Raw genomic sequence first — 13,350 nt, 5'->3', positions numbered from 1 at the left:
GCCCGCCGGCACCCTCGCGGATGCCGGCGGAGCGCTTGCTGCTTAGTGCGCCGAGGCCGACGCCGCGCCGATACCGGTCTCCGAGCGCACCTTCTGCGCCATGTAGCCGGCACGGTCTTCCTTGGCACGCGCGCTGTTGTCGAGGATCGAGAACAGCCAGATGCCGATGAAGCCCGCGGCCATCGAGAACAGCGCCGGCGAAGCGTAGGGGAACAGCGCCGAACCCTTCGGGTTGCCGAGCGTGACTTCCCACACCGACGGCGACACGACGGTCAGCACCACCGCGGTGATCAGGCCGAGGAAGCCGCCGATCGTCGCGCCGCGGGTCGTGCAATCCTTCCACAGCACCGACATGAACAGCACCGGGAAGTTGGCCGAGGCTGCGATCGCGAAGGCCAGCGACACCATGAAGGCGATGTTCTGCTTCTCGAACGCGATCCCCAGCACGACAGCGATCGCACCCAGCACCAGGGTGGTGATGCGCGAGACCTTGAGCTCGGAAGCCGAGTCGGCCTTGCCCTTCTTGAACACCGTGGCGTACAAGTCGTGCGACACCGCCGAGGCACCCGACAGGGTCAGGCCGGCCACCACCGCGAGGATGGTCGCGAACGCCACCGCGGAGATGAAGCCGAGGAAGACGTTGCCGCCGACCGCGTTGGCGAGGTGGATCGCCGCCATGTTGCTGCCGCCGATCAGGCCGCCCTTGGCATCGAGGAAGGTCGGATTGGTGGACACCAGCACGATCGCGCCGAAGCCGATGATGAAGGTGAGGACGTAGAAGTAACCGATCCAGGTGGTCGCCCAGAACACCGACTTGCGGGCTTCCTTGGCATCCGGCACGGTGAAGAAGCGCATCAGGATGTGCGGCAGGCCGGCGGTGCCGAACATCAGCGCCATGCCGAAGGAGATCGCGGAGATCGGATCCTTGATGAAGGAGCCCGGTCCCATGATCGCCTGGCCGACGGTGGAAGCTTCCAGAGCGGTCTTCCCGGTGGCAGCCGACACTTCGGTCTTGACGCGGACCGCATCGGCGAACAGCGCCTCGGGCGAGAAGCCGTAGTTCAGCAGCACCATGAAGGCCATGAAGCTTGCGCCGGCAAGCAGCAGGCAGGCCTTGATGATCTGCACCCAGGTGGTCGCCGTCATGCCGCCGAACAGCACGTAGATCATCATCAGCGCGCCGACGATGACCACCGCCATCCAGTACTCGAGGCCGAACAGCAGCTTGATAAGCTGGCCGGCGCCGACCATCTGCGCGATCAGGTAGAAGGCCACCACGACCAGGGTGCCCGAGGCCGCGAAGGCGCGGATCGGGGTCTGCTGGAAGCGGTAGGCCGCCACGTCGGCGAAGGTGAACTTGCCCAGGTTGCGCAGGCGCTCCGCCATCAGGAAGGTGATCACCGGCCAGCCGACCAGGAAGCCGATCGAGTAGATCAGGCCGTCATAGCCGCTCGCCATCACCGCCGCGGAGATCCCGAGGAAGGACGCCGCCGACATGTAGTCGCCGGCGATCGCGAGGCCGTTCTGGAAGCCGGTGATGCCGCCACCGCCGGTGTAGAAGTCGGCCGCCGACTTGGTCTTGGCCGCCGCCCACTTGGTGATGTACAGGGTACCCGCCACGAAGGCGGCGAACATCAGGATCGCCGTCCAGTTGGTGGCCTGCTTCTCGGCCTGGCCGAGATCGCCGCCCGCGGCAAGCGCCACCGAGGACAGCAGGGCGAGCACGAGGCCGCCCGCGAGTTTCGCGTTGGTACCGATCATTTGCCCGCCTCCTCGACGATTTCACGGGTGAGCTGATCGAACTCGGAGTTCGCGCGGCGCACGTAGAAGCCGGTGATCAGGATGGTGAACACGATGACGCCGAAGCCGACGGGAATGCCGACCGTCATCACGCCCTCGCCCAGGCGGGCGGCGAGCGATTCCTTGTTGAAGGCGATGAGCGCGATGTAGCCGTAGTACACGAACATCATGATCGCGGTGAGGATCCAGCCGAAGCTGGAGCGCGTGCGTACCAGTTTCTGGTACTTGGGGTTTGCGGCGATTTTGGTCGCCATATCGTTTTCCATATCTCCCTCCTTCTGCGGTGAAAGGACCGGACGCCTGCCCGGTTGTGCGCACCTTAGGGGCGGAGACTTACACTCCGCTTACGAGCGCATAAAAATTTCTTTTCCAACAGATACTTAACGGATTCTTGCGTGAAGCTTGCACATTCTCCTCCAATTCCATCCGGATGGACAGGACAACGGCGGCCGCCGGGGCCGCGGGGATGAGCAAGCTCGGGGCGTACCCGACTCAGGCGGGCAGGAAGGCCTCGAAGTCCGCTGGGAGCGGCGCGTGCTCCAGGCTGCGCTGGGTGAACAGGAAGCGGCCGTCGCAGACGAAGCCGAGGTCCTCCCAGTCCACCGCGTTGAGGGCGTCGCGGAAGGCCTCGATGTCCACGTCGGCGCGGCGCGGGAAGATTGCCAGCACGGCGCCGTCGTAGTCGGTGCAGGGATGGACGAAGAAGGGCTTCGGCACCCGCGTCTTGCCGTTCACATACACCCGCGGCTGCGCGCTGCGGTGGTGCAGGCGGCCCCACATCCACCAGTTCGACTCGTCGAAGCGGGTGACCTTGCGCTGCAGCAGGCGCGCCTTGTGCGGCGCCAGCAGCGCCGGCGGCGGATCGCCCGGCTCGCTCCAGATCATGCGCCGGGTCTGCCCGGTGCTGACCGTCGACGAGCACACGAAGTCGCGGTTGCCATTTACCGCGTCGGTGAACAGCTCGTCCGCGCCCGACACCGCGCCGACCTTGACGAAGGCCACGTCGGCCAGGCGCAGCGGGTAGTCGCCGCGCGCGAACATCAGGTGGCCGCCGGCCTCGACCAAGTGGCGCTCCTCCCAGGCCGGCGCCGCCAGCCCGGCGGCGAGGTCGTCACCGACGCCGAGCGCGCAGTAGCGCATCGCGCGCGCGCTGCGCCCCTTCTCGAAGCGCCAGATCAGGCAGTTCGGCACCGCGTCGTCGAACACGCGCGCGTCGCCGAGCTCGATCGCGTCGGTGATCGAGCCGGACTCGACCAGCAGGCGGTTGAGCTTCACCGCCGAGGTGGCCTTGAGGAAGTCGCGCGGGGTGATGAAGATCAGCTCGCCGCCCGGGCGCAGGTGGCGCAGGCACTTGGCGATGAAGAAGAGGTAGAGGTTGGCGCGGCCATCGAGGAGGTCCCCGTAGGCGCCGCGCTCGATCAGCGCCCGCGTGCTCTCGGCGATGTCCTGGATGCGCACGTAGGGCGGGTTGCCGATGATGGTGTCGAAGCGCTCGCGCTCGGGGTAGGCGAAGAAGTCGATCGCCTGCGCGCCGGGCGGACAATGGTCGGGATCGAGCTCGAGACCGACCGCGCCGGGCAGATGGCGCAGGAAGGCGCCGTCGCCGCACGAGGGCTCGAGCACGCGGCCCGCGTTGCGACGCAGGGCGACCATGGCGCGCACCACCGGCTCGGGGGTGAACACCTGGCCGAGCGCGGCGACGTCGCGCAGGCCCAGGGGAAGCTGGGCGGGCAGGGAGGAAGAGGCGGCGATCGGAGAGGACATGGGGCGCGATCTTACCAAGCGCGCGCGCGGCGAGGGCCCGGATTCACGGCGCTGCGCGGAGCGCTGCCCTCAGAGCGCGGCGATCGCGACGCGCAGGCGGGCGATCAGCCCGGGCACGGCGCGCAGCCGGCTCGCCTCCTCGTCGAGAATGGCCTCGAAGGCACGCTTGCGAAACACGCGCAGCTCCGACGCGTCGGGTGCACCGGGTCCGCCGACGGCGCTGGCGACGATGCCGACCAGCCGCTCGGCCGCATGCAGGCGCCCCCACAGGTAATCGTTCTCGCGCGCGGCCGCGCTGAGGAAGCCGCCGAAGCCCGCGAACGCGGTGCCCGCGAGCGCCGGGCGCCCCTCCGTCACGGAGGCGAGCGCGGTCGCATCCTGTGGGCTGATGCGATCGATCAGCACCTCCTCCAGCGGCCCGCTGCCGAGCGCGAGTGCCCCCAGCGCGGGGCGCAGGATCACGTCCCAGTAGAAGTAGCCGAGATAGGCGGTCAACAACTGGCGGCGGCAGTGCGGCTCGATCGCCCGCACCGCGTCGGAGACCAGCACCGCGTCCATGTTCGCGTTGGCCTCGCCGATCCGGCAGGCGTCGCCGATGCGCTCGATCAAGGCGTCGAGCGCGACCGCGTTGCGCATCGCGAACGCCGCCGCATCCGCCTCGGACCGCACCGCCGCAGCAGCGGTCGCCGGCTGCAGCAGGGCACGCACCGCGGCGGCGGCGGGCGCATCGACGAAGGCGCAGTCGTCGTAGATCGCCAATGCGTCGAGGCACTCGTGGATGCGCGTCTTCACCACGTCGAGCACGCCCGGGGCGGTGGTGCAGCGGCCCTCGCCCGGCAGGGCGTGGTAGAGGGTGTTGAGCTCGTGCAGCACGAAGTTGATGCGGCGGCGCTTGTACTCGATGCCGAAACGGATCACGACGCGCGCGAACGCGGGCATGTCGGCATCCTCGCCCACATCGTCCGCGATGCGGTAGTGCTCGCGCAGGATCCCGGCGTGCGCCGCCCACGCCTCCACCACCTGCTGCAGCCAGCGCGCGCCCGGCGATTCGCGTGCGCAGCCGCACAGGCTGCCGAGCAGGCCGGCGAGGAAATCGAGCGCTTCCAGCACCAGCGCACGCCACCACGGGTCGTACACCAGCGGCATCGCCCCCAGCATGTTGGTCGAGGTCAACCGCCAGTGGCGCAACTCGACGGCCGTGAAGGGCCCCGACAGGGCACCACCGGTGGCGCGCTCGACGAGCGCCTCGACCTCGGGCCGGCTCTGCACGATGGTCGCCTTGAGGCGGCGGATCTGGCGGTTGTAGCGGCTGATCTCGGCAAGCTCCTGGTGGATCGGCTGGTGGCGCGGCAGGTCGGACAGGGCACTGCGCAGGACCTCGAACCAGCCCGGCTCGCCCTCCCCGCCATCGCTGCCGGCGCCCTCGCCGACGCGCGCCTCGGCATGCGGATCGATGAAGATCAGCCGCCGGTCCACCTCGCGGAAGGCGCGATGGACCCGGATGTAGCCGACCGCGGCGAGGATGGGCTTGTTGTCGAGCACGCTGCCGTCGAGCAACACCACTTCCGCCGGGTTCATGCCGCTCGCGCGGTAGTGCGCGAAGTTGCGCGCCAGGAAGCGCTCGCGCGTACTCCACGTCAGCCCGCGCGCGGCCAGCAGGGCGTCCATCTCGGCCAGCCGGGCGGGCGGGAAGGCGCCCGGATAGGACGCCGAGGCGCGCGCCGCGAAGGCGAGCGAGGGCGCGTTGTCGAGACCGAAGTCGCTGTCGAGCTCGCCGGTCCTGCGATGCTCGCAGGCGAAGCGCAGCAGGTGGCGATGCTCGCGCTCGCGCAGCAGCGGCGGGTCGTGGGTGAACAGCGCGCGCTCGATGCCGCGGAAGTCGGTCACCGTGACCGCCAGCGACAGGCAGGTACCCGAGGGCAGCAGCGAGCCGGCGGCCACCGAACCCGTCTCCATCGCGAGCAGGCCGTCGAGCAGCTCCGCGCTCAGCAAGGCCCCGTCGAGCGGCGCGCTGAACCAGCGCGAACGCACGAAGGCGAGCGCGCGCTCGAGCGTCTCGGGGTCGGGCTGGGTCTCGAGCATTCCCTCGCGCCGGGCCCACGCCAGCAGCGGCCGCAGCAGCGGGCGGAAGTACCACTTGTCCCACTTCCCGGCGCGCGCCTCCGGTGCGATCAGGCGCTGCATGTCGGCGCGCTCCAGCCACAGCCGCGTCACCGGCGCCAGGCTGAGATCGTGCGCGAGCGCGCGCGCGAGCGCGATGCCGTTGATGGCCCCCGCCGACGCGCCCGAGATCACGTCGACCAGCACGCGCAGGTCCACCATGCGCCCGAGGCGCTTGAGCAGGTCGAAATACACCTCGGCGGTCCACGCGTCGGCGCCCGCGCCCGCCGGATACACATGGCCGGGCGCCTGCTTGGCGGCGGGCCCTTCGACGCGGTGGTAGGCGCGCGAGGCGCGCGCGAGGTTGAGCAGTTCGCGGTTGATGCCGTGCTGGTACACCGCGAGCGAAACGCCGCCGAACAGCACCAGTGCGAGCCGCAGTTCCTTTTCCTTCATCGCCCCCTCCCACGTGCCAGACCGCGTGCCGGACCTCGCGCAAGGGATTGAAGCTTGCACCTGGGTGCGCCGCCGTCAAGCGCCGTCCGCCACCACGCGCGACGATCCGGCGCGACCGTGCGGCGCGCTTTGCCTATACTTCCGGAGCACCCCCAACGAGGAGAAGAGAACCGATGTCCACCTGGTACCCCGACAATGCAGAATCCATCGGCCGCACCCCGCTCGTGCGCCTGAACCGCGTGCTCGACGGCGCGCAGGCCACCGTGCTGGCGAAGATCGAGGGCCGCAACCCGGCCTACTCGGTCAAGTGCCGCATCGGCGCGGCGATGGTCAAGGACGCGATCGCCCACGGCCGCCTCGGCCCCGGCCAGGAGATCGTCGAGCCCACCAGCGGCAACACCGGCATCGCGCTCGCCTTCGTGTGCGCCGCGCGCGGCATCCCGCTGACCCTGACCATGCCCGAGACCATGAGCGTGGAGCGCCGCAAGCTGCTCGTCGCCTATGGCGCCAGACTGGTGCTGACCGAAGGCCCCAAGGGCATGAACGGCGCCATCGCCAAGGCCAAGGAGATCGTCGACAGCGACCCCGGCCGCTACGTGCTGCTGCAGCAGTTCGAGAACCCCGCCAACCCGGCGATCCACGAGACCACCACCGGCCCGGAGATCTGGAACGACACCGACGGCGGCATCGACATCCTGGTGTCGGGCGTGGGCACCGGCGGCACCATCACCGGCATCTCGCGCTACATCAAGCGCGTGCGCGGCAAGGACATCCGCTCGATCGCGGTCGAGCCCGCCGCCAGCCCGGTGATCAGCCAGACCCTCGCCGGCCAGCCGCTGACCCCTGCGCCGCACAAGATCCAGGGCCTGGGCGCGGGCTTCGTGCCGAAAGTGCTCGACCTCTCGCTGATCGACGCGGTCGAGCAGGTGAGCAACGAAGACGCGGTGCTCTACGCCCGCCGCCTGGCGCGCGAGGAGGGCATCCTCGCCGGCATCTCCTGCGGCGCGGCGGTGGCCGCCGCGGCGCGCGTCGCGAAGCAGCCCGAGAACGCCGGCAAGACCATCGTGGTGATCCTGCCCGACTCGGGCGAGCGCTACCTGAGCTCGATCCTATTCGAGGGCCTGTTCGACGAGAAGGGCATGGCGATCTGACCAGACCATGACGATCCGCGTGCGCCGCGCGTACGACCCACCCGCAGCCGGGGACGGCTGCCGGGTGCTGGTCGATCGCCTGTGGCCGCGCGGACTCGCGCGCGAGAACGCACGGATCGAGCACTGGCTGCGCGAGCTCGCGCCCTCGAGCGAGCTGCGCAAGTGGTTCGCCCACGACCCGGCGCGCTGGGACGAATTCCGCCGCCGCTACGCCGACGAGCTGCGCGCCCCCGCGGCCGCCGCGGCACTCGCCGAGTTGCACGGCCTGATCGCCGCGCATCCGGTCCTCACCCTGCTCCACGCCGCGCGCGACACCACGCACAACAACGCCGAGGCGCTGCGCCTGTGGCTGGCGTGCGGAGCCGCTTCCCGACCCGGCAATGCCTGACCCGGCGGCGGGCCGGCGCGCACGACGCCCGCGCCCGCGCATCCTGTTACCGGTACGCACGGCTGTAATCCGGACTGCGTGATAATCTGCATTGTGCAGTGCACAATGCAGACCTGCAGCTTGCCGGACAGGCGCCAAGGGACTCCCCTGCCGTCCGCCCGGACCCGAAGGGGGTTTCGATGTTTCGCTTGCCGTGGCCAACCAGGAAGGATGCCTCCACCCCCGTCGCGCTCGCGCTGCAGGGCGGTGGCGCGCATGGCGCGTACACCTGGGGCGTGCTCGACCGCCTGCTCGAGGCGGGAGTGCCGATCGAAGGCATCAGCGGCACCAGCGCCGGCGCGATGAATGCCGTGGCGCTCGCCGAGGGCTGGACCACGGGCGGGGCGGAGGGCGCGCGCGCCGCGCTCGACCGCTTCTGGACGGCCGTCGGCGACAGCGTTCCCTTCCACCTCGAGCTGCTGCAAAGCCTCAGCCCCTCGGGTGACGGCAGCCTCCCCTCGCCGATGAACATGATGCTCGGGCTCGCCCGCGTGTTCTCGCCCTATCAGCTCAACCCCTTCGAGCTCAATCCGTTGCGCGACGTGGTGCGCGCGCAGTTCGACTTCGAGCGCATCCGCAGCGCGTGCCCGCTCAAGCTCTTCATCGCCGCCACCGCGGTGCGCACCGGCAAGGTCAGGCTCTTCCGCACCGCCGAGCTCGGCGAAGCGGCCTTGCTGGCCTCGGCCTGCCTGCCCACGCTGCATCACGCGGTGGAGATCGACGGCGAGCACTACTGGGACGGCGGTTTCACCGCCAACCCGGCGATCTACCCGCTGCTCTACGAATGCGACACGCCGGACCTGCTGATGGTGCTGCTGAACCCTCTGCAGCACGAGCAGGCCCCCCGCAGCGCCGAAGACATCGCGGCGCGCAGCATGGAGCTCGGCTTCTCCACCACCTTCCTGCGCGAGATGCGCATGATCGCCCACGCCCGCCAGTTCATCGCCGAGCGTCCGCGCTGGTCGCCGATCGGCCGCCTCGAGCGCAAGCTGCTGCGCGAGCGCTTCCACCTGATCGATGCTCCCGAGCTCGGCGACGCCGGCAGCGCGAGCAAGCTCGATGCCACCGCCAGCGCCCTGCTCCGGCTGCGCGAACTCGGCCGCGCACGCGCCGAAACCTGGCTGCAGGCGCATGCCCACGAGGTCGGCCGGCGCGAGACGATCGATGTCGGCGCCCTGTTCCTGTGAGGCCTGCATGCCCGACACCGGCCCCGTGCGGGCGCAGCGCGGCGGCGCAGCGCCCCGCTACGGGGTCTCCAGCCCGTGCCAGGCCTCGCTCGCGCTCGCGTAGAAGTGCGCGGGGATGCGCCGCTTCTCGAGCTCCTCGCCGAGCTTCATGCGCAGGAAGCCGTTGGCGGTGTAGCGGGTCACGGTGTGGTAATGGGCATCCATCAGTCCCTTCACCATCTCGACGTAGTCGTCCACCAGTTCCGGCACGATCGAGAAGCGGTCGTAGTTGACCACCGCATCCACCTTGCGCCCGAGTGGAGCGAGCGCGGCGCGCACCGCGTCGCGAATCGCGGCGATGTCCTGCGGCGTGCGCACCGACAGCCCCTCGAAGTCGACGAAGAACACGTCCTGCTGCGCGTCGTAGGCCAGCCGACGCTCGAGCGGAACGTCGAGCAGGTCGTGGCGCAAGCCCATCGGCGCGTCGGCGAAGATGCGCGCGTCCATCCGCACGGGCGGGCCCTTCATCACCGGTACGAAGTCCATGCGAGCGAGGATGTCGCGCTGCAGATCGATCCCCGGCGCGATCTCGATGAGCTCGAGTCCGTCCTCGCACAGCCGGAGCACGCAGCGCTCGGTGACGTAGAGCACGTCCTGCCGCCACTTCGCCGCCTGCGTCCCGCTGAAGGTGCGATGCTCGACCGCGTCGACGAACTTCCTCGTCTCGCCCTCGCGGACGATGCGCAGGCATCCATCCTCCACCGCCACCTCCAGCCCGCCCGCGCTGAAGGTGCCGACGAAGACGACCTTCTTGGCATTCTGCGAGATGTTGATGAAGCCGCCCGCGCCCGCGAGCCGCGGGCCGAACTTCGACACGTTGAGGTTGCCCTCGCGGTCGGCCTGGGCGAGGCCGAGGAAGGCGATGTCCAGCCCGCCGCCGTCGTAGAAGTCGAACTGGCTGGGCTGGTCGATGATGGCCTGGGTGTTCACCGCCGCGCCGAAGCTCAGCCCGCCGGCGGGAATGCCGCCGATCACGCCCGGCTCGGCGGTGAGCGTGAGCAGGTCGATGAGCTTCTCCTCCGCGGCCACGGTCGCGACCCCCTCCGGCATGCCGATGCCGAGGTTCACCACCGCAGCCGACTGCAGCTCCATCGCGGCCCGGCGGGCGATGATCTTGCGCGCGCTCATCGGCATCGCGCAGATCGCCGACATCGGCACGCGGATCTCGCCGGAGAAGGCCGGGTTGTACTGCTCGCTGTAGGTCTGCATGTGGTGCTCGGGACGATCCGCCACCACCACGCAGTCGACCAGCACGCCCGGCACCTGCACCTGGCGCGGATTGAGCGAGCCGCGCTCGGCGATGCGCTCGACCTGCACGATGACGATACCGCCGGAGTTGCGCGCGGCCATGGCGATCGCTCGCGCCTCCAGGGTCAGCGCCTCCTTCTCCATGGTGACGTTGCCGTCGGGGTCGGCGGTGGTGCCGCGGATGATGCCGACATGGATCGGAAAGGCCTTGTAGAACAGGTAGTCCTCGCCGTCGATCGGCATCAGCCGCACAAGATCCTCGGTGGTGCGCGCGTTGAGCTTGCCACCGCCGAAGCGCGGATCGACGAAGGTGCCCAGCCCGACCCGGGTCAGCGTGCCCGGCTTGCCGGCGGCGATGTCGCGGAACAGGTGCGTGATCACCCCCTGCGGCAGGTTCCAGGCCTCGATGCGGTTATCGACCGCAAGCGCCTGCAGGCGCGGCACCAGCCCCCAGTGGCCGCCGATCACGCGCGCCACCAGGCCCTCGTGGCCGAGGTGGTTGAGGCCGCGCGCCTTGCCGTCGCCCTGCCCGGCCGCATACACCAGGGTCAGGTCGCGCGGGCTGCCCGGGCCGCCCTCCGCCTCGAGGAAGCGTTTTTCGAGCGCGATCGCGACGCTCTCGGCAAAGCCGATGCCGACGAAGCCGCCGGTGGCGACCGTGTCGCCGCTGCGGATCAGGCGCACCGCCTCGCGCGCCGAAACGATCTTGCCGGTGTCGGCGGCGCGCAGCGACGCCACCATCGGATGCGTTTTTCTTGCCATGGCGGATCTCCCTCGCGCCGCGCCGGGAAGCGGCCGGACCGTGTTCGGCGGGTGATCACCACCACCAGCGCGACGAACGAAAAGACTACCCTATCCGGAGCGATCGAGCGCCAGGGCACGAGCCCTCCGCGGTCGCGACCGCGCAGTCATCGCCACATGTCGCGCATCTTCGCGGCGAGGTCGATCGCCGCCTGGCGCGAGGCCGGCGAGCCCTGGAGTTCGGGCGCAGGCAACGGCCAGCTCATCTGCTCGAAGTGCCCGAGCAGACGGTTGGGGATGAAGCGGCTGCGCCCGGCATAGACATGGCGATCGCCCAGGCCCGTCTGCTGGGTGACGTGGAAGCGCTGCGGCACGATCAGGTCGAGGGCGTCCTTGGCGCGCGTCATCGCCACGTAGAGCAGGCGGCGCTCCTCCTCGATCTCGGCGCTGTTGCGCGTGGCGACGTCCGAAGGGATGCAGCCGTCGACCACGTTGAGCACGCTCACCGCGTTCCACTCCTGGCCCTTGGCCGAGTGGATGGTCGACAGGATCAGGTAGTCCTCGTCGAGCAACGGCATGCCGGCCTCGGCGCTGGTGGCACTGGGCGGGTCGAGCGTGAGTTCGGTGAGAAAGCGCTGCCGGCTCGGGCTGGTGGCGGCGATGCGCGCGAGCTGCTGGATGTCGAGCACGCGCACCTGGAAATCGTCGTACAGGCGCGGCATCTGCGCCTCGTACCAACGGCAGGCGAGCTCGAAGTCGGTCGGCCACGGCAGGCCGCCCCTCGCCCCGCCCGCAAGACCCTCCGCACGGACAGGCGCGGTGGTTCGTGCAGGAGCGCCGCCAGGCGCGAATGCGGCGGTCGAGGCCTCCTCCCGCCCGGAAAGCCGGTCGACCAGCGTGGCGAACTCCAGCCACCCCGGGCGCGCCGCCTCCGGCACCGGCTGCTCGGCGAGCAGCACGCAGCCCGGCGGCGCGCTGCAGACGTTGTCGAGCACGCGCCCGGCAGTCCTGGGGCCGATGCCGGCGAGCAGCTGGATGGCACGGAAGCCGGCGATGCGGTCGCGCGGGTTCTCCGCCCAGCGCAGGAGCGCGAGCACGTCCTTGACGTGGGCGGCCTCGAGGAACCTGAGCCCGCCGTACTTCACGAAGGGGATGTTGCGCCGGGTCAGCTCCAGTTCCAGGCGCGCGCTGTGCGCCGAGGCGCGGAACAGCACCGCCTGCTGCTTGAGCTTCAGCCCTTCCTCGCGGCGCGCCAGCACGCTGTCGACCACGAAGTCGGCCTGCGCCGCCTCGTCCTTCACCGTCACCAGGCACGGGCGCTGCGCCGAGGCGCGCTCGCTCCACAGGTTCTTGGCGAAGCGCTCGGCGGCGAGCGCGATCACCGCGTTGGCGGCGTCGAGGATGGGCTGGGTGGAGCGGTAGTTGCGCTCCAGCGTCACCACCCGCGCCGGCGGCGCGAAGGCCGCCGGGAAGTCGAGGATGTTGCGCACCGTGGCGCCGCGGAAGGCGTAGATCGACTGCGCGTCGTCGCCGACCACGGTCAGGCCGCGGCCGTCCGGTTTCATCGCGAGCAGGATCGCCGCCTGCAGTGCGTTGGTGTCCTGGTATTCGTCGACCAGCACGTGGTCGAAGAGGCCGCCGATTTCGGCACCGAGCTCCGCCTCGCCCACCATCTGCGCCCAGTACAGCAGCAGGTCGTCGTAGTCGAGCACCTGCTGCGCCTGCTTGGCCTCGACGTAGGCGCGGAACAGGCGCTTGAGCTCGTCCTCCCACTGCGCGCACCACGGGAAGCTCGCCTGCAGCACCTCGGCGAGCGCGGCGCGCGTGTTGACCACCGCCGAATAGATCGCCAGGCAGGTGCCCTTCTGCGGGAAGCGCTGCTTCGTCGCCGACAGCCCGAGCTCGTGGCGCACCAGGTTCATCAGGTCGGCGGAGTCCTCGCGGTCGTGGATGCTGAAGCCGGGGTCGAGCCCGATGCGGCCGGCGTGGTCGCGCAGCAGGCGCGCGCCGATGGCGTGGAAGGTGCCCGCCCACTGCAGCTCGGCGCGCGCCAGGCCGGGACGGTCGGCGGCGGCCTGCGCGAGGATGCGACGCACGCGCCGGCCCATCTCGTCCGCGGCGCGGCGCGAGAAGGTCAGCAGCAGGATGCGCGCGGGATCGGCCCCGGCCGCCACGAGGCGCGCCACGCGGTGCGCGAGCGTGCCGGTCTTGCCCGAGCCGGCGCCGGCGATCACCAGCAGCGGCCCGGCGTCGATGCGGCCATCGGCGCCGATGCCGTGCCCGACCGCGGCGCGCTGGGCGGGGTCGAGCGCCGCGAGCGGATCGGCGGCCGGCGGCCGCGGGGAGGAGGTCTTGGAGCGAGGCTCGGAGTTCGGCCCGGGAAGGGTCTCGATAGGGGGCGACATGGCTGTAAGTATATTCAGCCTCGGCGCGCGCA

Annotated in this window: 9 protein-coding genes; 3 read left to right on the top strand and 6 right to left on the bottom strand. The window is 70.3% G+C overall.

Annotated elements, in window-relative coordinates:
• Window positions 1–42: 42 nt before the first annotated feature.
• From ACZ5PP_RS14685 to ACZ5PP_RS14670, 4 genes are all read right to left on the bottom strand, one after another.
• A complete protein-coding gene (locus ACZ5PP_RS14685; protein WP_004313077.1) occupies window positions 43–1,761 on the bottom strand; it encodes a cation acetate symporter in 1,719 nt (572 codons plus the stop codon).
• Entirely contained in the window at window positions 1,758–2,066 is a 309-nt protein-coding gene (locus ACZ5PP_RS14680; RefSeq protein WP_004313076.1) for a DUF485 domain-containing protein, read from the bottom strand. The genes ACZ5PP_RS14685 and ACZ5PP_RS14680 overlap by 4 nt, the downstream gene beginning before the upstream one ends.
• 226 nt (window positions 2,067–2,292) lie before the next feature.
• On the bottom strand, window positions 2,293–3,564 hold the full coding sequence (locus ACZ5PP_RS14675) for an Eco57I restriction-modification methylase domain-containing protein (protein ID WP_004313071.1): 1,272 nt from the start codon (window positions 3,562–3,564) through the stop codon (window positions 2,293–2,295).
• A gap of 69 nt (window positions 3,565–3,633) precedes the next feature.
• Complete coding sequence (locus ACZ5PP_RS14670) at window positions 3,634–6,120, bottom strand: patatin-like protein (protein WP_004313069.1); 2,487 nt, start codon at window positions 6,118–6,120, stop codon at window positions 3,634–3,636.
• Between the two features lie 173 nt (window positions 6,121–6,293).
• Between ACZ5PP_RS14670 and cysK the strand changes: the two genes are divergently transcribed.
• The 3 genes from cysK to ACZ5PP_RS14655 all read left to right on the top strand — a co-directional run bounded on the left by cysK (window position 6,294) and on the right by ACZ5PP_RS14655 (window position 8,885).
• Window positions 6,294–7,271: a cysteine synthase A gene (cysK, locus tag ACZ5PP_RS14665; RefSeq protein ID WP_004313067.1), complete on the top strand. Its 978-nt coding sequence runs from the start codon at window positions 6,294–6,296 to the stop codon at window positions 7,269–7,271.
• Between the two features lie 7 nt (window positions 7,272–7,278).
• The gene (locus ACZ5PP_RS14660) at window positions 7,279–7,659 is read left to right on the top strand and encodes a DUF488 domain-containing protein (RefSeq protein WP_004313065.1); all 381 of its coding nucleotides are present in this window, start codon (window positions 7,279–7,281) and stop codon (window positions 7,657–7,659) included.
• A gap of 179 nt (window positions 7,660–7,838) precedes the next feature.
• Complete coding sequence (locus ACZ5PP_RS14655) at window positions 7,839–8,885, top strand: patatin-like phospholipase family protein (RefSeq protein ID WP_374615400.1); 1,047 nt, start codon at window positions 7,839–7,841, stop codon at window positions 8,883–8,885.
• Window positions 8,886–8,942: 57 nt separating this feature from the next.
• Here the strand turns inward: ACZ5PP_RS14655 and ACZ5PP_RS14650 are convergent, their stop codons facing one another.
• Entirely contained in the window at window positions 8,943–10,934 is a 1,992-nt protein-coding gene (locus ACZ5PP_RS14650) for an acyl CoA:acetate/3-ketoacid CoA transferase (protein WP_464826186.1), read from the bottom strand.
• Between the two features lie 146 nt (window positions 10,935–11,080).
• Complete coding sequence (locus ACZ5PP_RS14645; protein WP_464826185.1) at window positions 11,081–13,318, bottom strand: ATP-dependent helicase; 2,238 nt, start codon at window positions 13,316–13,318, stop codon at window positions 11,081–11,083.
• Window positions 13,319–13,350: the final 32 nt, after the last annotated feature.

The organism is Thauera sp. DNT-1 (assembly GCF_055393985.1).
The sequence above is the reverse complement of the archived record's forward strand: the minus strand, read 5'-3'. Positions and strand labels throughout refer to the sequence as shown.